General features: G+C 62.0%; 18 protein-coding genes and 1 pseudogene. 10 read left to right on the top strand and 9 right to left on the bottom strand.

Annotated features, from left to right (window positions below; genetic code table 11):
• Nucleotides 1-94: 94 nt before the first annotated feature.
• The 3 genes and pseudogenes from AB5Y90_RS14585 to AB5Y90_RS14595 all read left to right on the top strand — a co-directional run.
• Nucleotides 95-442, top strand: a pseudogene (locus AB5Y90_RS14585) (YfiR family protein); the annotation flags it as partial.
• Complete coding sequence (locus tag AB5Y90_RS14590; RefSeq protein ID WP_368167067.1) at nucleotides 439-1,668, top strand: diguanylate cyclase; 1,230 nt, start codon at nucleotides 439-441, stop codon at nucleotides 1,666-1,668. The pseudogene AB5Y90_RS14585 and the gene AB5Y90_RS14590, both read left to right, overlap by 4 nt.
• 35 nt (nucleotides 1,669-1,703) lie before the next feature.
• A complete protein-coding gene (locus tag AB5Y90_RS14595) occupies nucleotides 1,704-2,192 on the top strand; it encodes an OmpA family protein (RefSeq protein WP_005333642.1) in 489 nt (162 codons plus the stop codon).
• A 96-nt stretch (nucleotides 2,193-2,288) separates the two neighbouring features.
• On the opposite strand, the gene AB5Y90_RS14600 is transcribed toward AB5Y90_RS14595, so the two are convergent.
• A complete protein-coding gene (locus AB5Y90_RS14600) occupies nucleotides 2,289-3,026 on the bottom strand; it encodes a TerC family protein (RefSeq protein WP_058056946.1) in 738 nt (245 codons plus the stop codon).
• A gap of 120 nt (nucleotides 3,027-3,146) precedes the next feature.
• Here AB5Y90_RS14600 and AB5Y90_RS14605 point away from each other — a divergent pair, with 120 nt between their 5' ends.
• The 3 genes from AB5Y90_RS14605 (at nucleotide 3,147) to AB5Y90_RS14615 (ending at nucleotide 6,403) form a co-directional block, all read left to right on the top strand.
• The gene (locus tag AB5Y90_RS14605) at nucleotides 3,147-4,262 is read left to right on the top strand and encodes an ATP-NAD kinase family protein (RefSeq protein ID WP_368167069.1); all 1,116 of its coding nucleotides are present in this window, start codon (nucleotides 3,147-3,149) and stop codon (nucleotides 4,260-4,262) included.
• A 99-nt stretch (nucleotides 4,263-4,361) separates the two neighbouring features.
• Entirely contained in the window at nucleotides 4,362-4,640 is a 279-nt protein-coding gene (locus tag AB5Y90_RS14610; RefSeq protein ID WP_005333639.1) for a YfcL family protein, read from the top strand.
• Nucleotides 4,641-4,738: 98 nt separating this feature from the next.
• Nucleotides 4,739-6,403: an AMP-binding protein gene (locus AB5Y90_RS14615; protein ID WP_368167071.1), complete on the top strand. Its 1,665-nt coding sequence runs from the start codon at nucleotides 4,739-4,741 to the stop codon at nucleotides 6,401-6,403.
• A 112-nt stretch (nucleotides 6,404-6,515) separates the two neighbouring features.
• Here AB5Y90_RS14615 and AB5Y90_RS14620 read toward each other — a convergent pair whose 3' ends face one another.
• From AB5Y90_RS14620 to AB5Y90_RS14630, 3 genes are all read right to left on the bottom strand, one after another.
• Nucleotides 6,516-7,679, bottom strand: coding sequence for a PLP-dependent aspartate aminotransferase family protein (locus AB5Y90_RS14620; RefSeq protein WP_368167073.1), 1,164 nt, complete (start codon nucleotides 7,677-7,679; stop codon nucleotides 6,516-6,518).
• Nucleotides 7,680-7,811: 132 nt separating this feature from the next.
• Nucleotides 7,812-8,849 (bottom strand): isopenicillin N synthase family dioxygenase, encoded by a 1,038-nt coding sequence (locus AB5Y90_RS14625; RefSeq protein ID WP_368167074.1) that lies wholly within the window; start codon nucleotides 8,847-8,849, stop codon nucleotides 7,812-7,814.
• A gap of 409 nt (nucleotides 8,850-9,258) precedes the next feature.
• The gene (locus tag AB5Y90_RS14630) at nucleotides 9,259-9,897 is read right to left on the bottom strand and encodes an NAD(P)-dependent oxidoreductase (RefSeq protein WP_368167076.1); all 639 of its coding nucleotides are present in this window, start codon (nucleotides 9,895-9,897) and stop codon (nucleotides 9,259-9,261) included.
• 101 nt (nucleotides 9,898-9,998) lie between these two features.
• Between AB5Y90_RS14630 and AB5Y90_RS14635 the strand changes: the two genes are divergently transcribed.
• The gene (locus tag AB5Y90_RS14635; protein ID WP_139731009.1) at nucleotides 9,999-10,889 is read left to right on the top strand and encodes a LysR family transcriptional regulator; all 891 of its coding nucleotides are present in this window, start codon (nucleotides 9,999-10,001) and stop codon (nucleotides 10,887-10,889) included.
• Nucleotides 10,890-11,013: 124 nt separating this feature from the next.
• Here the strand turns inward: AB5Y90_RS14635 and AB5Y90_RS14640 are convergent, their stop codons facing one another.
• The 4 genes from AB5Y90_RS14640 to AB5Y90_RS14655 all read right to left on the bottom strand — a co-directional run bounded on the left by AB5Y90_RS14640 (nucleotide 11,014) and on the right by AB5Y90_RS14655 (nucleotide 14,969).
• Entirely contained in the window at nucleotides 11,014-11,916 is a 903-nt protein-coding gene (locus AB5Y90_RS14640; protein WP_368167077.1) for a LysR family transcriptional regulator, read from the bottom strand.
• Nucleotides 11,917-12,016: 100 nt separating this feature from the next.
• Entirely contained in the window at nucleotides 12,017-13,276 is a 1,260-nt protein-coding gene (locus tag AB5Y90_RS14645; protein ID WP_368167079.1) for a CynX/NimT family MFS transporter, read from the bottom strand.
• Entirely contained in the window at nucleotides 13,273-14,172 is a 900-nt protein-coding gene (locus AB5Y90_RS14650; protein WP_216955407.1) for a pirin family protein, read from the bottom strand. The genes AB5Y90_RS14645 and AB5Y90_RS14650 overlap by 4 nt, the downstream gene beginning before the upstream one ends.
• Nucleotides 14,173-14,231: 59 nt before the next feature.
• Nucleotides 14,232-14,969 (bottom strand): isochorismatase family protein, encoded by a 738-nt coding sequence (locus AB5Y90_RS14655; RefSeq protein ID WP_139435419.1) that lies wholly within the window; start codon nucleotides 14,967-14,969, stop codon nucleotides 14,232-14,234.
• A 192-nt stretch (nucleotides 14,970-15,161) separates the two neighbouring features.
• Here AB5Y90_RS14655 and AB5Y90_RS14660 point away from each other — a divergent pair, with 192 nt between their 5' ends.
• Entirely contained in the window at nucleotides 15,162-16,097 is a 936-nt protein-coding gene (locus AB5Y90_RS14660; protein ID WP_368167081.1) for a LysR substrate-binding domain-containing protein, read from the top strand.
• Nucleotides 16,098-16,103: 6 nt separating this feature from the next.
• On the opposite strand, the gene AB5Y90_RS14665 is transcribed toward AB5Y90_RS14660, so the two are convergent.
• Complete coding sequence (locus tag AB5Y90_RS14665) at nucleotides 16,104-17,012, bottom strand: LysR substrate-binding domain-containing protein (RefSeq protein WP_368167083.1); 909 nt, start codon at nucleotides 17,010-17,012, stop codon at nucleotides 16,104-16,106.
• Nucleotides 17,013-17,287: 275 nt separating this feature from the next.
• Here AB5Y90_RS14665 and metE point away from each other — a divergent pair, with 275 nt between their 5' ends.
• Together metE and AB5Y90_RS14675 are read left to right on the top strand one after the other, a co-directional pair.
• A complete protein-coding gene (metE, locus tag AB5Y90_RS14670; RefSeq protein ID WP_368167085.1) occupies nucleotides 17,288-19,552 on the top strand; it encodes a 5-methyltetrahydropteroyltriglutamate--homocysteine S-methyltransferase in 2,265 nt (754 codons plus the stop codon).
• Between the two features lie 174 nt (nucleotides 19,553-19,726).
• Nucleotides 19,727-20,476, top strand: coding sequence for a substrate-binding periplasmic protein (locus tag AB5Y90_RS14675; RefSeq protein ID WP_368167086.1), 750 nt, complete (start codon nucleotides 19,727-19,729; stop codon nucleotides 20,474-20,476).
• Nucleotides 20,477-20,498 lie beyond the last annotated feature (22 nt).

The raw sequence follows: 20,498 nt of genomic DNA on the forward strand, positions 1-20,498 counted from the left end.
CATGGGGATAGTCTGTTGGGTATTAGCTGGTCAAGGATGGCGATCATACCTCAGAAGCCGCGCCACGCCTCGCTCATATGAGGGGATGGTTAAGGCCGGCGCCCTCTTTACCATCGATCGTCAAGCCAATGGCCGTACCGTGCAGGTCCATCGTTACGAGGCGAGCGATCCGGCCATCAGCGATCACTGCGATGTGCTCTATCTGGGAGTGCTCGACGAGCCGACCCGGATTGCGCTGTTTGCCCGCCTGCAGGGACACCCAGTGCTCAGCATCAGCGAATACAACCACGACTGCTCCACCAGCTCGGTGTTCTGCCTGCAGACCTCGCCGGACAGCGTGCGGGTGCGGTTTAAAGTGAACCTCGATGCCCTGGCCCTGAGCGGAGTGCGGGTGCATCCCGCCGTGCTCAAGCTGGCCCATGCCGACAAGGTGGTCCCATGAGACGACAGGTGAGCGCGGCTCCCCGCCGTCTGACCCTGCGTCAGAGCCTGGGGCGAACCCATCTGGTGGCCGCCATCACAGCCGTCAGCGTGGCGGGACTCTTTTTTACTCTGGTGGCCCTGCTGGTAGTGCGTTTTTACGCCGACCACAATCTGGAGCTGGTAGCCCGCGCCATCAGCTACAGCGCCGAGGCGGCGGTGGTGTTCCACGATGAGGAGGCGGCGAGCGAGGCACTCAGTGGCATCGTTGCCAAGGAAGAGGTGGCCGAAGCCACTATCGTGCTGACCAATGGTCAGCTGCTCGCCAGTTGGGAGCGCCCCAGAAGCAACCCGCTGGTTACGCTCGAAGACTATCTGGCCCAACTGCTGATGCCAGGGCCTGTCAAACTCCCCATGCTGCGGGGTGGCGAGCAGATCGCCACCATCGAGCTGCGCGGCCACGGTGAATATCTGTTGCTGTTTTTGCTCTCGGCGCTGCTGGTGATGGTGGTTTGCCTGATGCTGAGCGCCATGGTGGCACTCTATGTGGCCGACCGGATGCAGGTCTCCATCACCGCACCGCTGCGCAAACTGGCACTTGTCGCCCACTCGGTACGTCGACAGCGCACCCTGGGGATGCGGGCGCCACCGGCCGATATCGTCGAGATTAACGAGCTGGGGGATGACTTCAACTCCCTGCTGGACGAGCTGCAAGCCTGGCAGGCCCAGCAAGCCCGCGAAAATGCCAGCCTGCTCCATCAGGCGACTCACGATGCCCTCACCGGACTGCCCAATCGCGCCCTGTTTGAAGCGCGGCTCGCGCAGGCCATCTCCCTCGGCGAGCAAGAGGGATTTGCGCTGCTCTATCTCGACTGCGATCGCTTTAAGCAAATTAATGACACGCTGGGGCACAACGCCGGTGACGATGTGCTGATCGCGCTCTCAAGACGGGTACAACATCAGCTGCGTCCGGATGATCTGGTGTTTCGCCTCGGTGGTGACGAGTTTGCGGTGCTGGTTGGCCCACTCCAGCGACAGCATGAGGTGGAAGAGGTGATTGGCCGCATCCAGCAGGCGATGAGCGAACCGGTGGCGCTGCGTGACGGTCGTCAGCTGGTGGCAGAGGTGAGTGTCGGCTTCGCCGTCTATCAGGCGGGCATGAGTGCCAGCGTGCTGTGTGATCAGGCCGATGCAGCCATGTATCTGGCGAAACGGGCGCGCCGCAGCGAACAGCAAACCATCACCTGACTGGCAAGAATAACAACATAAACAAGGAGCAAATCATGAAGATCACCCACCTGTTGAAAGTGACCCTGCTGGGGTTGATGTTGTCGCTGCTGGCCGGTTGCCAGAGCGCGCCCAAAGGGTTGACCCCGGAGCAAATCGCCGTGCTCAAGGAGCAGGGCTTTTATCTGACCGATGAGGGGTGGACGCTGGATCTGGCCAACCGGGTGCTGTTTGCCAACAACGTGGGGGCGCTCAATCCCCAGACTCGCCAATCCGTTGAAAAACTGGGTAAAACACTGCTTGGCGTAGGGTTGGACAAGGCGCGGGTGGATGGGCACACCGATAATACCGGCGAGAGCAGCTACAACCAGCAGCTCTCCCTGAAGCGGGCCCAGTCGGTGGCCGATGTGCTGGTCTCGGTCGGCATGAAGCCGGCCAATCTGGAGATCCATGGCCGTGGCGAGACCATGCCGCTGGCGGATAACAAGACCAGAGAGGGCCGGGCCGCCAACCGCCGGGTTGCCATAGTCATCAGCGATCAATAACCCTTTCATCGTTTCGTTACCCATAAAAAAAGAGCGCCCGACCGGCGCTCTTTTTGATCGCGACAGCTGGGGTCGCGAGGGCATGTGGGGGCAGGGTTACTGCGCGCTATTTTGCCCGTTATTGTCGTGATGGCTGCGCAGGCGGATGTTGATCATCTCCACCACCAGCGAGAAGGCCATGGCGAAGTAGATGTATCCCTTCGGAATGTGCAGGTCCATCCCCTCCGCCATCAGGGCGAAACCAACAAGGGTGAGGAAGGAGAGAGCCAGCATCTTGATGGTGGGGTGGGCATCGACAAAATCACCGATGGATTTGGCGGCAAACATCATGATGAGGACGGCGATCATGATGGCCAGCACCATCACCGGCACGTGATCGGCCATGCCGACCGCGGTGATCACCGAGTCGAGGCTGAACACGATATCGAGGATGGCGATCTGGATCAGGGTGCTGATAAAGCCTGAGGCCGCTTTGCTGACGCTCTCCGGCTCGGCTGCCCCTTCCAGGGTGACGTGGATCTCGTGAGCACTCTTGCCGATGAGGAACAGGCCCCCCAGCAGCAGGATCAGATCGCGGCCGGAGATGGCTTCACCCAGCACGGTGAAGAGCGGATCGGTGAGGCGCATCACCCAGGCCAGCGAGAGCAGCAGCAGGATCCGGGTACCCATGGCGAGCCCCAGACCCAGAATGCGCGCTTTTTGACGCTGCGCCTCCGGCAGGCGACCCACCAGGATGGAGATAAAGATGATGTTGTCGATGCCCAGCACGATCTCGAGCAGGGTAAGGGTGGCGAGTGCGACCCAGGCAGAGGGATCAAGAACCCATTCCAGCATGATTGAACCTTGGTTGAAAATTGGTTGGAAAATTGAAGCAGCGCATTCTAGCAGGGGCGCCACTGCTTGTCCCAGAGGGGGGAAAAGATAAAAATGGTGGCCATCGCAAGGGAGGCTGGCATGTTTCGATTAGGGTTCATTATTAATCCGGTCGCCGGGATTGGCGGCGCAGTGGGGCTCAAGGGCAGTGACGGCGTGGTGGATGAGGCGCTTGCTCGTGGTGCCGTGCCCAAGGCGCAGGAGCGGGCGCGGCAAGCCTTGTTGCCACTGTGCGAGCTGAGCGTCCCGTTCGAACTGCTGACGGTGGCGGGAGAGATGGGGGAGGCGGTGGCCCGCGAGCTGGGGTTGCCCTGTCGGATCATCTATCAACCGGCCGGGGATAGCACCTCGGCTGACGATACCCGCCACGCTGCCGAGCTGATGCGCGAAGCCGGGGTCGATCTGCTGCTGTTTGCCGGTGGCGATGGCACGGCGCGGGATATCTGCGCCGCGGTGGGGGAGTCTTGCCATGTGCTCGGCATTCCGGCGGGGTGCAAGATCCACTCCGGCGTCTACGGGGTGACCTCCGCAGCCAGCGGGCGGGTGGTGGCGCGGATGATCGCAGGGGAATTGCTCAGCCTGATCGATGCCGAGGTGCGCGACATCGACGAGGAGGCGTTTCGCGCGGGCAAGGTGCGGGCCCGCCACTACGGCCAGCTGAAGGTGCCCGGTGATCTGCGTTATGTGCAGGCGGTCAAGCAGGGGGGAAAGGAGTCCGAAGAGCTGGTGTTGGCGGATCTCGCCGCCGGTGTGGTGGAGCAGATGGAGCCCGATACCCTCTATCTGATGGGCTCCGGCAGCACGGTGGCAGCCTGTATGGCAGAGCTCGGTCTGGAAAATACTTTGCTCGGTGTGGATCTGGTGGAAAATGGCCGACTTATCGGGCAGGATCTCAGCGCCGCCGAGATCCTGACCCGGATCCGCGGCCGTCGCTGCCGACTGATCATTACCCTGATAGGCGGACAGGGACATCTGTTCGGGCGCGGAAATCAGCAATTGAGTCCCGAGGTGATTCGGTGTGTCGGGCTGGACAATATCCAGGTGCTGGCAACCAAAGCCAAGCTTGCCGCCCTTGCGGGCAGGCCGCTGCTGGTGGACACCGATGATACCGAGTTAAACCGGGCGTTGCGTGGTTATCTGCGAATAACCACGGGATACAAGGATCAGGTCATCTACCCGGTGGCCAACCCGGAATAGGACGCCAAGGACGCTGCTGGCCTGGCGCCAGAGAGCTGCAATCAACCGGATTGCGGTTCCATACCCCCGAATTTTTTGCCGCAAATGAGGCTGCGTTACATGACGATTCACGATTTTGAGCACAAGTTGTTGGGACTGATCGACAGCATGGTTGCTACCGCGACCGACGATGAGCTGTTTGCGGGGGGTTACCTGCGAGGTCATATCTCATTGGCCGTTGCCCGGGCCGAGCTGGAAGGCAAGACCCTGGTGCGGGACGTCAAGAGCTATGTGCTGCGCAGCCTCAACGAGGCGATCTTGCAAGGTGAGCTTTCTGAAGAGGATGAAAAACTGGTGCAGGCGATGTGGAGTCGTTTGCAACAAGACGCAGAAGCTTGATCGGATACACAATTCAAACTGAAGTTTGAGTTTATTCTTCCCCTGAAGTTAGTGAAAGGTTAATAATAAGTTTCGCCTTTTGTTTCAGGGATTAAACTATGGCCTCCTCCTCACGCATTGCCAATAAACTGCCGCTCGAGATGCTCTATCACTGGGAGCGGCAGTGTCCTGATCGAACCTACCTGCGTCAAACCATCAACCGCGAATATGTCGATTTCACCTGGGGTGAAGTGGCCGATGAAGCGCGGCGGATGGTGACGGCCTTGCGTCACCTCGGTCTGGTGGCCGGTGACAAGGTGGCGCTGCTCTCCAAGAACTGCGCCCAGTGGTTTATCGCCGATCTGGCGATGCAGATGGGGCAGTATGTGAGCGTGCCCATCTACCCGACTGCCAACGTCGACACCATCGAATATGTGCTGCGCCACAGCGAGGCCAAGGCGATCTTCGTCGGCAAGCTGGATGACTGGAAGAGTCAGGAGGCGGGCGTACCCGCCGATCTGCTGCGTATCGCCTTCCCCTACGACACCATGCCGGCCAGCCACCAGTGGGATGACCTGCTGGAGGCGCACGAGCCGATCCCTGACAGCCCGGTGCAGGCCTCTGACTCCCTGCTGAGTCTTGTCTACACCTCCGGCAGCACCGGCAAGCCGAAAGGGGCCATGCTGAGCGTCGAGCGCTACGCCTGGTCGTGCGAGAAGCTGGTGGAGACGGTGAGCCTGAGCCAGGCCGATCGGGGCTTCTCCTACCTGCCGCTGGCCCACATTACCGAGCGGGTCTACATCTACGGCGGTAGTCTCTATGGCGGCGCTACCATCGCCTTCCCCGAATCCCTCGATACCTTTATCGAAGATGTCAAACGTTGCCGTCCCACCGTCTTTATCTCGGTACCACGGCTGTGGGCCATGTTCCGCATCAAGATCCACGAGAAGCTGCCCCAGAAGAAACTTGAACTGCTGCTCAAGATCCCGCTTATCTCCGGCCTTATCAAACGCAAGCTGCAAAAGGGGTTGGGACTGGATCAGGCCCGGGTGTTGGGCTGCGGTTCTGCGCCTGTCTCCCCTGCGCTGCTTGAGTGGTATCTGAGCATCGGCCTCAAGGTGACTGAAGCCTGGGGTATGACCGAGAACCACGCCTACTCCACCATCAACTACCCGTTCCGCGCCGACAAGATCGGCACCGTCGGAAAGGCGGGGATTGGGGTGACCATCAAGATCTCCGACGAGGGGGAGATCCTCTGCCGCTGCGAAGGGATGATGCTGGGTTACTACAAGGATCCCGAGCACAGCGCCGAGGCCATCGATGCCGAGGGGTGGCTCCACACCGGCGATATGGGCAAGCTGGACAAGGAGGGTTATCTCACCATCACCGGCCGGATGAAGGATGTGTTCAAGACCGCCAAGGGCAAGTATGTGGCGCCGGTGCCCATCGAGGGGCTGCTGGGGCAGGAGCCCATTATCGAACAGCTCTGCGTGATTGGTTACGGCATGCCGCAGCCCATTGCGCTGGTGCAGCTGGCCGAGAGTGCCATGAAGGGCAATCGTGAGGAGGTCAACGCCAGACTGGAAGCGGCGCGGGTACGGGTCAACGATCAGCTGGAATCTCATGCCAAAATTCGCGGCATTCTGGTAGTGAAGACTCCCTGGAATATCGAAAACGGCGTGCTGACCCCCACCATGAAGATCAAGCGTCACCTGCTGGAGCAAAAGTACGCCCAGGTCGGGGATCGCTGGCCCTCATCCCAGGTGGTGGTGTGGGAGGAGTAAATCCCGTCTTTCCATAGCGCAACAAACAACAACGGCCCTTGATGGGCCGTTGTTGTGTTTGGGGCATCTCACTCGCCGCCATTTGGCGGGCAAGTGAGATGTGTGCTCCCGGTTAGATCTGTGCCAGCGCGGTGGCCAGATCGGCGATCAGATCGTCCGCATCTTCCACCCCGATGCTGAAGCGGATGAGGTCGTCGTTGACTCCGGCAGCGAGGCGGCTCGCCTCGTCCATGGCGGCGTGGGTGGTACTGGCCGGATGGCAAGCGAGACTCTCGAGATCCCCCAGACTCACCGCCTGCACGAACAGCTGCAGGTTATCGAGCAGGGTGGCGCAGCGCTCAAACCCGCCCTCCAGCTCGATGCTCACCATGCCGCCAAAGCCGCTGGCGAAGGCGCTGAGAGCATCGTGGCCCGGATGATTGGCAAGCCCCGGGTAGATCACCTTCTTCACTGCCGGGTGGGCGGCCAGAAACTCGGCCACTTTCTGGGCATTGTGCAGGTGGGCATCCATCCGCAGCGGCAGGGTCTTGACCCCGCGCTGCAGCAGGTAGGCCTCCTGTGGGCCAATGGGAGAACCGATATGCTTGAGGGCCACGGTGCGGATCGACTTCATCAGAGCGTGGGAGCCCGCCACCACCCCGGCGATGATGTCGCCGTGGCCACCCAGATATTTGGTACCGCTGTGCATCACCACGTCGACACCGAGCTCCAGCGGACGCAGCAGGTAGGGGGTGAGGAAGGTGTTGTCACACACTGTGATGGCGCCCACCTTGCGGGCCGCTTCCACCACCAGCCGCGGATCCACCACCTTGAGAGTGGGGTTGGTCAGGGTTTCGAACAGTACCACCTTGGTAGCAGGGCGGATGTTGGCCAGCAGATCCCGATCGCTCTCGTAGGCGGTGACCTTGATGCCGGCACGGCTGAAGGTCTGCTTGAGGAACTCATCGGTGCCGCCGTAGAGCGGGCCGATATAGCCTACCTCATCGCCGCTGTCGGCCAGGGCATACATGATGGCGCTCACCGCCGCCATGCCGCTCGCCACCACTAGCGCTTCGTCAGCCCCTTCCAGCGCCGCCAGCTTCTGCTCCAGCTCGGCAGTGGTGGGGTTGCCAAAGCGGCTGTAGATAAAGCCGGGGGCCTGACCTGCAAAGCGCTCCTTGCCCGCTTGAGCGTTGAAGTAGCTGAAGGTGCTGCTCTGGTAGAGCGGGGTGGTGAGGGCGCCGGTCTGGGGGTCGATCCGCTGGCCGCTGTGTACGCTCATGGTCTTGAATTTCATCGTGTTGCTCCGTGATGGCCAGGCTCTGGCCATGACTTGTTTTGTCGTTCGTTGCTTGTTGTGTTTGTCAGCGCGGGTATGTGCACGCGGCTGTGGCTTATGCATATACCCGCCGGCGGATCTCTGCGCTGTTCAGGCCGGTATCGCTTCGCTTTCAGTGCGCGGGAGGCGAGCGGGTTCCCCATAGTTGCGGGCCGCCACATCCGGGTGGGAGCGCAGCCGCCCTTTCAGCACGTTCTCCCCCACCTGATAGAAGAGCGGGTTGGTCGGGTCACTCTCCGGCCCTTGCGCCTGCGCTGCCAGCGCGGGGGAGAGGCTGAGCAGTGGCACGGTGGCATCGAGCCGCGCCGCCATAAAGAAGGCGCAGGAGAGGCGCGATACGCCGGACGGCGGGCTCACCACCCGATGCAGGGTCGCCTTGAGATAGCCGTTGGAGGCTAGCTCCAGCAGCTCGCCGATATTGACCACCAGCGCTCCCGGCAGGGGGGGCGCGGAGATCCAGCCGTCGGCCGTCTCGACCTCAAGCCCCGAGTGATTGTCCTGCATCACCAGCGTCAGGTAGCCAGGATCCTTGTGGGCGCCGACCCCCTGACTGCTGCCACCCGCCTCTTGCCCCGGGTAGTGAATCAGCTTCATGTGCTGGTAGGGGGCGCCGCGAATACTGTCGTCAAACACGTTGGCCGGTTGTGCCAGCACCTCGGCAAAAGCGGCGAGCAGGGTGAGGGTGATACCGCTCAGCCGATCCTGCCACGCCAGCAGATGGCCTTTCATCTCGGGCAGGGCGGTCGGCCACTGGTTGGGGCCGATCAGCCGCTGCCAGGGTTCACGGATCAAGGCCGCAGGCAGGGCTTGCGCCTCATTCATGATATCGAACTGCTCTCGCAGATCCGGCCGCTGGCGGGTCAGCTCGGCACCGACCCGGTTGTAGCCGCGAAAGTGGGGGCTGTTGACCATCTGCACCGTCAGCTTCTCCTGCTCCGGCAGAGCAAAGAAGCGCTCTGCCAGCGCCAGGGTCTCTAGCATCTCAACCTTGCTCAAGCCGTGGCCGACCAGATAGAAAAAGCCCACATCGCGGGCGGCCGCGGCCAGCCTGGCCAGCATAGGGCGACGCACCTCGGGCGCCCCCTTGAGGGCAGCCAGATCGATGATCGGCAGTGGTGAATGTTCCATGTGCACCTCCTCACTCTTTCGTTATCTCTGGCGCCATCTCTTGCACTGCCTCCGCTGTTGGCAGACCTGATAAGCGGCAAACGGGATGGCGCGACAGTGTGGCGCCATCTGGGATAAAGGGGATGCTACTGTTCGGTGTTATAAGAATGAAACAACAAATTATTCTTAGTTATATACAAAATTCGAAATGTAATTCGGAAACTGATGGGCTGAAGGTTTTTTGCGCAGCCATTGTGGGGTAAAGGGGCAATGATGAGGGGGAGAGTGATAACCAGAGGCAAGCTGCCAGCGGCAAAAATGACCAAAACAGAAGGGAGGCGGATGCCTCCCTTCTGGTTGAGCGGGTGTTCACCTGACCGGAAGCGTAGGTGAGTGACCGCGCATTCTGGCCTTAACCGATTGCTGGCTCTCAGTAACCCAGGGTAAAGCGCTGGCGCTGGTGAGCCGGTTTTTCCACCTCGTTCAGCACACCGTCAGCCAGATCACCGGCGGTGATCCCGGCAGGCTGTTCGCCGCTGAACAGCACCTGATCGCCACCAATCCGATAGCCACCGCACTTCTCGCCCGGTTCGAGGAACACCGGGGGAGAGACAAAGCGCCAGTCGAGGGTGGTTTCACGACGCAGGGCGGTGAGACCGTCGCGGGCCGCCAGTGCCCCCTGTTTCCACTCGGCCGGGAACTCAGGGGTATCCACCAGTTGCACGCCGGGAGCGACCTCCAGACTGCCGGCGCCACCTACTACCAGCAGCCAGCTGTTGGCCGCTTTGGCTGCTGCGACGATCGCGTTGGCGCCCTTGAGGTACTGGTCGTAGATATCCGGTGTGGTCCAGCCCGGGTTGTAGGCGCTGATCACCCGATCGTGCCCCTTGAGCACCTCGGCCAATGCCTGCGGGTTTTGGGCATCCACCGCCACGGCGGTGACCTGCGGATGGGCGGCCACCTTGCTGACATCGCGGACGATGGCGGTGACGTGATGGCCGCGGCTGATGGCCTCGTTCAGGATGGCTGAACCGACAAAACCGCTGGCACCGATCAGGGCAATCTTCATGGGGAACTCTCCTTCACTGTTGGAATGGGGCTATCCTACGCCGCCATTTATGATTTAATAATCACCTCAAAAATGCATTCACTTATAAGCTGGATTTAATAATGGAGCAGCTCAGACGTTACGCCATCTTCGCCGCCGTGGTGGAAGCGGGCAGCATGACAGGGGCAGCCAAATCCCTTGGCATGACCCCCTCCGCCGTCAGTCAGCATATCAGTCAGCTGGAGAGCCTGCTCGGACTGCCCCTGCTCCATCGCTCCACCCGTCGTCTCAGTCTGACCGAGGCGGGAGAGGTGGTGTGGCAAGGGTGTCGGGCGTTGCAGCAGACTCTGAGCGAGACCGAGCTGCGCCTCTCGGAGGTGCGCGACGCTCTGCTCGGGGAAGTGCGGATCACTGCCCCGGTGGGGATGGCGGGCCAGCCGCTGGCGCTGGCCCTCTCACCGCTGCTGCAGGCCCACCCCGGCCTCACCATCCAGATCATCGCCGACGACGAGAAGCGGGATTTGATTGCCGAGCGGATCGACGTGGCGCTGCGGGTCGGCACCTTGCCCGACTCGACCCTGGTGGCCCGCAAACTGGGGCAGACCCGGATGCTGCTCTGCGCCGCCCCCGCCTATCTGGCGCGCAAGGGGACGCCGCGCACGCCCGCCGATCTGGCCACTCACGACTGGCTCTGTGGCGACATGCTGGGCAACGGTTTGCTGCTGCAGGATGAGAAGGGGGGCGAGCACAGGGTGAGGTTCAAGGCCAAGGTGCTCTGCAATAACGTGTTGCCCCTGCGCCAGTTTGCGCTGGCAGGGCAGGGGATCTCGCTGCAACCGGAGGGGGAGATTGGCGAGGATCTGGCGCAGGGGCGTCTGCTCGAACTGTTGCCTGGTTTTCGGGTGCAGCCGATGGAGATCCACGCCATCACGCCGCAGCGGGAGATCCCGGAGAAAGTGCGACGGGTGGTGGAGGCACTGCGCAGCTATTTCGGCACGACGATGTCGTCATGAGCTGCGCCTTAATGGTTGAGAAAAGGCCCCCGATTATCCTGAAGGGGGATTATCCATAAGGCGGTTTGTCGAGAAGAGCGATAGCCCGGATGAGGAGATGGGCATGCTTGACTGTTAAGCATACTTAAAACGAACTGACGGCCCGCACCTGATCTTTGAGCCAATTAAGCCCGGTATCCTGACCGGAGCTCTTGTGCCAACTCATGTAGACGGGGCAATCCTCCGAGAGCCAGGGGAGGGGATAGCTGGCCAGATCCAGCGCTTGCCCCAGCTTCTCCATATGCCACTGGCTGGCGACGCAGAGCCAGTCGGTACGACTCACCAGATGAAGGGCGGTGAGCAGGGAGTCGCTCTCGTAGGCAATCTGGCGCGGCGGCAGCGGCGCCTTGGTCAGGGTGTTGAGCAGCAAGCTGTCGAGCCGCCTGGTTTGCAATACCAAGTGCTTTTCGTTGAAGAAGGTGGCCATGTCGGGGGCCTGGCGGATCCTGGGGTGATCCTTGCGACAGGCGATGCGCAGGGCCTGGGACATGATCTGCTCGTTTTCGATCCCCTGCTCCGCCATCGGCTTGGTGGCCAGCACCAGATCCACGCTGTGCAGATAGAGGCTGTTCTGGCGCAGGGCTTCGTCCTGCACCTGGGTGTTCCACTCCAGCTGACAGTTGGGGGCTCGGGTCTGCAGCAGGTTGTTGAGCTCCGGCAGGAAGAAGATATCGATATCGGGCACCCCCGCGATGCGAAAAGTGCGCCGACTGGTCTGGGGATCAAAGAGATCGGTGCGCTGCAGGCTGCGCTCCATGTCGTGCAGCGGCACCATGATCTCGTGGTGCAGACTGAGCGCTCGCGCCGTGGGGGTGATGCCGCGTCCCTGGCGGACAAACAGCGGCTCGCCCACCAGAGTGGTCAGGCGGCTGATGGCCTGACTGATGGCCGAGGGGGTCATCTCCATCATCTCGGCGGCCGTGGTGACACCACCATAGCGGATCACCGCATCGAGGACGCGAAAGAGATTGAGATCGACTTGAGACATGGCAGCTACCGTTAAGAAAGATTAAACAGTTAACATACTGAACCGCCTCTTGTCCGGCCAGCATTCCCTGCGATAACTGTGATGTTTCCCTCTCTATTCGTCATCTTCCATCTTGCCGCGAATGCGATCGAGCCTGTTTTGCAGCCATGCTTGAGCCCGGCAGGTGGCCCGCGGCATAGAGCAGCGCGACCAGCAGCAAGCCGCCCAGAAAGAGCCAGCGAGCGCTTCCCCAGTGGCCGCTGTCCGTCATCAGGGCCGCCAGCAACAGGGGGCCAAGCAGCTGACCGAAGTTGGCGAGCTGGACAAAAAAGCCCTGCACGATGGCAAGTTGCACCGGCCCCTGACTCACTCCCTGCGCAGACGAGAGGGTGGCTGGCGGCGCCATACCGCCCGCCAGGGAGAGGGCGAGGCAGAGTCCATAGGCCCACCACGGCGACAGGCCGGGCCAGAAGGCGAGCATGCCGCACAGCGCCATCAGGCCCAGTGCCCAGCTGATGAGCCGATCTCGCGCTACGCCCCTGCGCAGCAGCCATGCCCCCATCAGGTTGCCGGGAATATTGGCGACCACCGCCAGCGCAGAGAGCAGGGCAATCTGGCTTTGGCCAATCCCGGGAGTGCCTTGCAACATGGTTGGCAGCCAGACAAAGAGCGCCCAGAGCATCAGGCTGTAGAGCGTGAACGCCAACCCGTAGCGCCAGAGTGCCTGTTGTCGGAGCACCGTGAGCTGGCGCAGTGGGCGGCCTGCGTTAGCCGCGCTTTGGGGCCCCCCGACCCGCAGCCCATCTGCCGAGCGACTGGCGAGCAGAAGCAGCAGGGCAGAGAGTTGCGGGATCATCAGGATCAGCCAGGCCAGTCGCCAGCCACCTTGCGCCGTGAGCCAGGGAGTGAGCAGCATACCCGCCGCCGCCCCGAGGGGCAGGTTGACTGCCCACAGGCTTATGGCCAGCCGTTTATCCTCCTCCCGGGTCACCGCCACGATAAAGGCGGGCATGGCCACCGAGACCAGCAAAAAGCCAATCCCCTCGACAATACGCGACAGCAGCATCATGGCCAGCCCGGTGGCGGGCAGCGCCAACGCACCGCCTGTGACGATAACCAAAAGCCCGACAACCCCGGTTTGCCGCCCACTCCAGCGGGTCAGCAACAGGCCGAGAAAGAGACTGCAGAGGATCGCCAGCGTATTGAAAGCTGAGGCGAGATAGCTTGCTTCGACCAGTGTCAGCCCCAGCTCGCTGCGCAGTATGCCGAGTACGGCGGGCACTTTGCCAAGGCAGAGGGCGCCGCTGGCACCGGCAAAAATGGCGAGGAAGACCAGAGGCCAGCGCGTGCTTTGTGGCTGGTGGCTAATGAGCGTGCTCATGGCCGATATTGGCCGTTGCGCAGCCACTCATCGTTGAGCTGACCAAATTCGCCGCGCTGATAGGCATGCAGCCGATCTGCAATGGCGTCGTGGCTGTTCATCACGAAGGGGCCATGTTTGACCAGGGGTTCATTGAGCGCCTGGCCTGAGAGCAGCACGAAGTGGCAGGGCTCGGTGGCCTCAAGCTGCAGAGCCACCGCCTCGCCGCCATCGGCAGAGAGGCTGACACCCATCCCGTGACCTGCCGGGATGAGGTGCCGCTCTCCCTCCGCCTGCAGGGTCAGTGACCCGGTCAGGGGATAGATCATGGCATTCCAGCCTGCCGCCAGCAGATGGGTGAAGCGGCTGCCGGGCGCGCAATGGCCATCGAGCAGGGTAAAGGGTTGGGGCAGTTCTACCGAGTGTGGTGCCGTTATCCCGTTGCTGTGGCCTGCGACCACCCGTACTCGCACCCCTTCGCCATGAAACTCGGGGATGGTGGCGGCGGCTGCGTGGACGGCAAAAGGCGACATCATCTTTTGACGGGCAGGCAGGTTGACGAAGATCTGCAGGGCGTGGACATAGGGCGATGCCCCTTCCGGCTGCTCGGTATGTACGGCCCCGCGCCCGGCCGCCAGCCAGTGGAGCGCCCCCGGTTCGATGGGGCCCTGATTGCCGAGGGAGTCGTAGTTGACGTGGGGGCTCGTCGAGTCCTCGAACAGATAGGTGACGGCAGAGATCCCGGCGTGGGGATGGGGCTCGAAGGTGGGGGCGGTCATCTGGAAGTGATCCACCATCACCACGGGGTCTATCAGACCGTTGAAAAAGTGTTCGCCAAAATGGCTGGCTTCAAAGCCGCTGCCAATGCGTAGCGGTTGGCCCTTGACGGGGGCGGAGAGAGTCAGGCGTCTGGTCATCGATATAACCTCTTGAAGACAAAAGAAGCCTTCGGTCATCTGACCGAAGGCGAGGCGAGTTACGACTTCTTGGCACCCTCTTGCATCTGCCACACCAGGGTGGCGAAAGGCATGTCGAGGGCGTTGTAGACATCGTGCGCCTTGGGGTCGACGTTGCTGCGCAGCATCTCGACCGCGGCAGAGGCGTAGTCGGTGACCGGGATTCCGGCCCCCAGCAAGCGTTGCAGCCCAGTGGTGCGCTTGGCTTCGTTGAAGGTGCCGGAGGCATCAAGCACCACCCGGGCATCATAGCCGGCAGCCTTGGCTGAGAGGGCCGGGAAGCTGGCGCAGATCTCGAGGGATACCCCGGCGATGATCAGCTGTTTGCGGCCGGTCTTCTCAATGGCGGCGCGCACGGCAGGATCGTCCCAGGCGTTGATGACGGTGCGGTTGATCACCTTCACATCCGGCAGGGCACTGGTCAGTTCAGGCATGGTGGGGCCCCACATCCCATCGGGCATGGTAGCGGTCACGATCACCGGCACGCCGAGGGCGCGGGCGGCGTTGGCCAGCGCCACCACGTTGTGCTTGAGCTCGCCCACCGTGGTGTCGCGCACGCCGCTCAGCAAGCCGACCTGATGGTCGACCAGCAGCAGTACCGCATTGTCTCGGGAGAGCATCTCCAGATAGCGGTTGGGTGATACGGTCGGATGGCTGGCAGCCTCGGCGGCCATGGCCGGTGTCGCTGTGGTGGCCAGCGTGGCGGTCAGGGTCGCCAGACCGAGCAGGGTGGCAGAGCAGATTTGTCGCAGTTTCATGGTGAACTCCTTGTGATATTGTAACAGTCAAACGGCCCTTGCTGGTGGGGCGGATTGCCCGCGCAGTAACCGTCTGATGTGGACAGGGCCATTATGATGGCTGCAAAAATGGCGACAATCTGGTGAAATAGGTTCTTATCGTTCTATTGGTGGAACGATGTGAATGCACCTCACCCTGACCAAGGCTGCCCGATGACACCACTGGAACTTGATTTGAATGATCTCTATCTCTTCACCCATGTGGTGCAGCGACAGGGATTCACTGCCGCCGCGCGGGCGCTTGGCGTGCCCAAGTCGCGGATCTCGCGCCGGATCCGGCTGCTGGAGGAGCGGTTGGATACCCGGCTGCTGCAACGTACCTCACGCCAGCTCAGCCTGACCGATGCCGGTGAGGTGCTCTATCGCCACTGTCAGGCGATGCTGGCCGAGGTGCAGGCGGGAGAGGCGGCTGTGCGGCAACGGCAGCAGGAGCCGAGCGGCCTGGTGCGCATCAGCGTGCCCATTACCATTGCCGATGCGCTGCTTGCCCGCTTGTTGCCCGTTTTTATGGCCCAATACCCCAAGGTGAGGCTCGCCGTGCAAGCCAGCAATCGGCAGTTGGATCTGCTGGAGGAGGGGCTGGATGTGGTGATCCGCGGGGTGGCCTTCGAGCAGCCCCCCTCCAGTCTGGTGCAGGTGCCGCTCTGCACGGTGCAGTGGGGCGTGCTGGCGACCCCGGCGTGGCTCTCGCGCCACAATGCGCTGGCGCATCCACGCCAGCTGGAAGGAGAGGATGCCCTGCTTTTCAGCTCGCTGGATCGTCAGGCAGATCTGCTGCGGCTGCGGCACGACAGTGGGGAGAGTGAGGAGGTGGCGGTCAATGCGCTGCTGCGCAGCGACAATGTGCAAACCCTCAAACAGGCGGCGCTGGCGGGGCTCGGGATGGTGGGCTTGCCACTTTACGCCTGCGTGAGTGAGCTGGCGGATGGGCGGCTGCAACAACTGCTGCCAGAGTGGCGTCCCAAAGATGGCAAGCTGGTGATGCTCTATCCCGCGCGGCGCGGTCTGTCACCAGCGGTCAGGGCCCTCATCGACTTTATCAAGGCGCAGTTGCCTGCACTGCTGGCAGAGGTCGGTCAGCCACGCTGAGGAGGGCTATCCCTCCATCTTGCGGCGAATGCGCTCGAACAGGCTCTGCAGGCAGGCTTGATCCCGATCGGCGGCCCGCACCGCGCCATACATATGGCGACGAATACCGCTGCCGAGGGGACGGGCGCAGAGCATCCCCTGTCTGACAAACTCGTCGCTGGCCCAGCGCGGCAGGGCGGCGACGCCGAGGCCTGCGGCGGCCATCTGCAGCATCACCGAGGTGTTGTCCACCGGCTTGCAGCGGGCGGGCTCCACCCCGGCGGGTTGCAAAAAGCGGCTGAAGATATCCATGCGGCTGCGCTCCACCGGATAGACCAGCAGCACCTCCGCCCCCAGATCGCCCGGCTCGATGTGGCTCTGGTGGCAGAGGGGATGATCCGGCGCCATCACCAGAGTCAGATCGAAGGCAAACAGCGGCTCGAAGTGGAGATCGCCGCGGGCCTGCACATCGGAGGTGAGCAGCAGATCGAGCTGGCCGCCTAGCAGGGCATTGATGGCATCAAAGCCCGGCACTGACTCCACCTCCAGGTCCACCCCGGGCCACTGGCGGCGAAAATCGGGCAACAGCGGCAGCAGCCACTGGATGCAGCTGTGGCAATCGAGCGCCAGATGCAGCCTGCCCGCATCGCCGCTCTGCAGGGCCTGCAACTGCTTCTCGGTCTGGGCCAGGGCGGGCAGTACCTGACGGGCGAGGACGAGCAGCTGGCTGCCTGCCGCGGTCAGCACCAGCGGGCGGCTTTTGCGCAGGTAGAGCTCCAGATTGAGGCGGGTCTCCAGCTCTTTGAGCTGGTGGGAGAGGGCGGACTGGGTGAGGTTGAGGGTCAGCGCCGCACCGGCCAGCGAGCCCTGCTCGGCCAGCGCGGTCAATGTTTTCAAGTGTTTGATCTCTATCCCTGCATTGCTTGGCACTGCCATAAGATGGCTCCTTGTGAGATTGCGTATGCGCTGAGGTTGCGGCCGGCGGTGGCCTGCTGCGCTTCTTGACTGCGGCACCTCTTGCACCTGTAAAAATCGGCCTCTGTATCCTCGCGGTGAACCTTACCGGCGGTCAGTTGAGGATTATTTGAGAGCCACTTGAAGAGGATTCAATAGCCAGCGTCACCTTATCTTGTCATTTTGGATGTGTAAACATCTGGATGGCTAAATCATCCAGTTTCCCATCAGATGAATGAGCATAAGGAAATGAACCTATGACACGAGCACACACTCTGGGCTTCCCCCGTATCGGCGCCAAGCGCGAGCTGAAATTTGCCCTCGAATCCTACTGGCGTGGCGAGACCACTCAGGCCGAACTCGTTGCCGTGGGCAAGACGCTGCGTGAGCGCCATTGGCAGGCCCAGCACGGCGCCGGGGTCAATCTGCTGCCGGTGGGCGACTTTGCCTGGTACGATCAGGTGCTCGGTACCAGCCTGCTGGTGGATGCGGTGCCTGCCCGCCACCGTCATGGCGAGACCGATCTCGACACCCTGTTCCGGGTGGCCCGGGGCCGTGCGCCGACCGGCCCGGCGGCGGCCGCCGCCGAGATGACCAAATGGTTCAACACCAACTATCACTATCTGGTGCCGGAGTTCAGCCGTGATCAGCGCTTCAAGCTGGGCTGGAGCCAGCTTTTTGACGAGGTGGAAGAGGCCAAAGTGCTGGGGCTGCCGGTCAAGGCGGTACTGCTGGGGCCGGTCTCTTATCTGTGGCTCGGCAAGGAGAAAGAGAGCGGCTTCTCCCGCCTTGAACTGCTCGATCGTCTGCTGATTGTCTATCAGGAGATCCTGGCCAAGTTGGCCGCCCAAGGGGTGGAGTGGGTACAGATCGATGAACCTGCGCTGACGCTGGACCTGCCGGACGAGTGGCGCCTCGCCTACCTCAACGCCTACGAGCGCCTCGCGGGCCCCTGCAAGCTGCTGCTCACCACCTATTTCGGCTCGGTGGCTCATCAGCGCGACATCATCACCAGCCTGAAAGTTGATGGCCTGCATCTGGATCTGGTGGCCGCCCCCGAGCAGTTGGAGACCCTGGTTCCGCATCTGCCCGCTCAGTGGGTCATCTCAGCCGGGGTGATCAACGGCCGCAACGTCTGGCGTGCCAATCTGGCCAAGCTGGCACCGACCCTGAGTGCACTGAAAGCCAAACTCGGCGAGCGGCTATGGGTGGCCTCATCCTGCTCATTGCTGCATAGCCCGGTGGATTTGACACTGGAGCAGGAGCTGGATCCCCAGACCCGCAGCTGGTTCGCCTTCGCCTTGCAAAAATGTTTCGAGCTGGGACTGCTCAAAGAGTATCTGGATGGGGGCGAGCTCGACAAAATCACCGCCTACAGCCAGCCCATCGTCGATCGGGAGTCCGACAGCCGTGTGCACAAAAAAGCGGTGCAGTCACGGCTCGCCAGCCTCACCAACAGCGATTTTGATCGCCACAGCCCCTATCCGGTCAGGGCCGAGCTGCAGCGCTCGGATCTCAAACTGCCGCTGCTGCCCACCACCACCATCGGCTCCTTCCCGCAGACCTCTCAGATCCGGGTGTTGCGGCAGGATTGGCGCGCTGGTCGCATCGATGACAGCGCCTACGAGGCTGGCATTAAGGCCGAGATCCGCGATGCCATCGCGCGTCAGGAGGCCATCGGGCTGGATGTGTTGGTACATGGTGAGGCTGAGCGCAACGACATGGTGGAGTATTTCGGTGAGCTGCTGGATGGCTTTGCCATCACCCGTTTCGGCTGGGTACAGAGCTATGGCTCCCGCTGCGTCAAGCCGCCGGTGATCACCCGCGACATCGACCGCCCGACCCCCATGACCCTGGCGTGGACAAAGTTTGCCCAGAGCCTGACCGACAAGCCGGTCAAGGGGATGCTGACTGGCCCCGTGACCATCCTCTGCTGGTCCTTCCCGCGGGAAGATGTGAGCCGCGAGCAATCCGCCCTGCAGATTGGCCTCGCCATTCGCGACGAGGTGGCAGATCTGGAAGCCGCCGGCATCAAGATCATCCAGATCGACGAACCGGCGATCCGCGAAGGTTTACCCCTGCGCAAGCAGGATCATCAGGCCTATCTTGACTGGGCGGTGCGCGCCTTCCGTCTGAGTGCGAGCCCGGTGGCGGACAGCACCCAGATCCACACCCACATGTGCTACAGCGACTTCAACCTCATCATCGAGGCGGTGGCGGCGCTGGATGCGGACGTGATCACCATCGAGACCAGCCGCAGCCAGATGCAGCTGCTCGAAGCGTTCGAGCGCTTCAACTACCCCAACGAGATAGGCCCGGGCGTCTACGACATCCACTCGCCGAACGTGCCGAGCCAGAGCTGGATTGAGGGGTTGCTGCGCAAGGCGGCCAAACAGATCCCGGCCGAGCGGCTCTGGGTCAACCCGGATTGCGGCCTCAAGACCCGCGGCTGGGAAGAGACTGAGGCCGCCCTCAAGGTGATGGTCGATGCCACCAAGGCGCTGCGGGCCGAGCTGGCGTGATCAGAAGGTCGTAGCCGCCATCGATAAGGTGGCGTGCTGAAAAACGAACGAGAGAGGGGAAGCCATTGCTTCCCCTCTTTTTTCGTTGGCCACTTGTTTCACTGGCTTCTTATCCTTGCCGCAGCCCGCTTTGCACTAGGCTCAGAGTTGGCAGAAGTGGATGGAGTCGCGGCCATGAGAGTCAGTCTGGGGAGCGCAATCCTGTGGGGATTGCTGATGTGGCAGAGTGCATGGGCGGCACCAGCGGCCGAGTTGAAGCTGGTCTACTTTGACGACTTTGCCCCATATTCGTGGCGTGACGAACAGGGCAAGATGCGTGGGCTGATGATCGACGTGATGGATCGGGTGGCAGCGCAGATGGGGCTGCGGGTGCGCCATGAAGGTTATCCGTGGCAACGGGCGCAAAAACTGGTGCGGATGGCGCAGGCCGATGGCTTTGTCACCATCGCCACCCGGGAGCGCCGCTCTTACACATTGGTGGTGGAGGAGCCCGTTACCACGACGGTTTTGACGGTATTTACCCGGCTTGGCCACCCCCGGATGACCGATTTTCAGCGTGCCAGCCGCTTGAGCGACTTCAAATCACTTACCTTTCTCGACTATTTCGGTAACGGCTGGGGCAAGGATAATCTGGCGGGCTTCACCGTTCATCACACCATCAATGTCGATAATGTCTTCAAAATGCTGGCGGCGGGGCGGGGGGACCTGATGGTGACAGACCCACTGGTGGCACGCTTCAAACTTAACCAGCTGGGTCTCTCCGGGTTGGTGGTCGAGGTGCCGCTGCAGCTTGCCTCTACCCCGTTCAATCTCTGCATCGGCAAGCACTCCCGCTTCAATACCCGGATAACCGAGTTCAACCGTGCCCTGCAACAGCTGCGACAAAGCGGCGAGTTGGCGCGTATCGTCGAACGCTATCGTTGATGCGTTGCCGCCATCTGCGGTT

The organism is Aeromonas sp. R4-1, from assembly GCF_040908325.1.
GTDB lineage: Bacteria > Pseudomonadota > Gammaproteobacteria > Enterobacterales > Aeromonadaceae > Aeromonas > Aeromonas veronii.

What these genes read in the sequence shown, in the direction of transcription:
- AB5Y90_RS14590 (WP_368167067.1), top strand. Translation starts at nt 439, where the DNA reads ATGAGACGACAGGTGAGCGCGGCTCCCCGCCGTCTGACCCTGCGTCAG.
- AB5Y90_RS14595 (WP_005333642.1), top strand. Translation starts at nt 1,704, where the DNA reads ATGAAGATCACCCACCTGTTGAAAGTGACCCTGCTGGGGTTGATGTTG.
- AB5Y90_RS14600 (WP_058056946.1), bottom strand. Translation starts at nt 3,026, where the DNA reads ATGCTGGAATGGGTTCTTGATCCCTCTGCCTGGGTCGCACTCGCCACC.
- AB5Y90_RS14605 (WP_368167069.1), top strand. Translation starts at nt 3,147, where the DNA reads ATGTTTCGATTAGGGTTCATTATTAATCCGGTCGCCGGGATTGGCGGC.
- AB5Y90_RS14610 (WP_005333639.1), top strand. Translation starts at nt 4,362, where the DNA reads ATGACGATTCACGATTTTGAGCACAAGTTGTTGGGACTGATCGACAGC.
- AB5Y90_RS14615 (WP_368167071.1), top strand. Translation starts at nt 4,739, where the DNA reads ATGGCCTCCTCCTCACGCATTGCCAATAAACTGCCGCTCGAGATGCTC.
- AB5Y90_RS14620 (WP_368167073.1), bottom strand. Translation starts at nt 7,679, where the DNA reads ATGAAATTCAAGACCATGAGCGTACACAGCGGCCAGCGGATCGACCCC.
- AB5Y90_RS14625 (WP_368167074.1), bottom strand. Translation starts at nt 8,849, where the DNA reads ATGGAACATTCACCACTGCCGATCATCGATCTGGCTGCCCTCAAGGGG.
- AB5Y90_RS14630 (WP_368167076.1), bottom strand. Translation starts at nt 9,897, where the DNA reads ATGAAGATTGCCCTGATCGGTGCCAGCGGTTTTGTCGGTTCAGCCATC.
- AB5Y90_RS14635 (WP_139731009.1), top strand. Translation starts at nt 9,999, where the DNA reads ATGGAGCAGCTCAGACGTTACGCCATCTTCGCCGCCGTGGTGGAAGCG.
- AB5Y90_RS14640 (WP_368167077.1), bottom strand. Translation starts at nt 11,916, where the DNA reads ATGTCTCAAGTCGATCTCAATCTCTTTCGCGTCCTCGATGCGGTGATC.
- AB5Y90_RS14645 (WP_368167079.1), bottom strand. Translation starts at nt 13,276, where the DNA reads ATGAGCACGCTCATTAGCCACCAGCCACAAAGCACGCGCTGGCCTCTG.
- AB5Y90_RS14650 (WP_216955407.1), bottom strand. Translation starts at nt 14,172, where the DNA reads ATGACCAGACGCCTGACTCTCTCCGCCCCCGTCAAGGGCCAACCGCTA.
- AB5Y90_RS14655 (WP_139435419.1), bottom strand. Translation starts at nt 14,969, where the DNA reads ATGAAACTGCGACAAATCTGCTCTGCCACCCTGCTCGGTCTGGCGACC.
- AB5Y90_RS14660 (WP_368167081.1), top strand. Translation starts at nt 15,162, where the DNA reads ATGACACCACTGGAACTTGATTTGAATGATCTCTATCTCTTCACCCAT.
- AB5Y90_RS14665 (WP_368167083.1), bottom strand. Translation starts at nt 17,012, where the DNA reads ATGGCAGTGCCAAGCAATGCAGGGATAGAGATCAAACACTTGAAAACA.
- metE (WP_368167085.1), top strand. Translation starts at nt 17,288, where the DNA reads ATGACACGAGCACACACTCTGGGCTTCCCCCGTATCGGCGCCAAGCGC.
- AB5Y90_RS14675 (WP_368167086.1), top strand. Translation starts at nt 19,727, where the DNA reads ATGAGAGTCAGTCTGGGGAGCGCAATCCTGTGGGGATTGCTGATGTGG.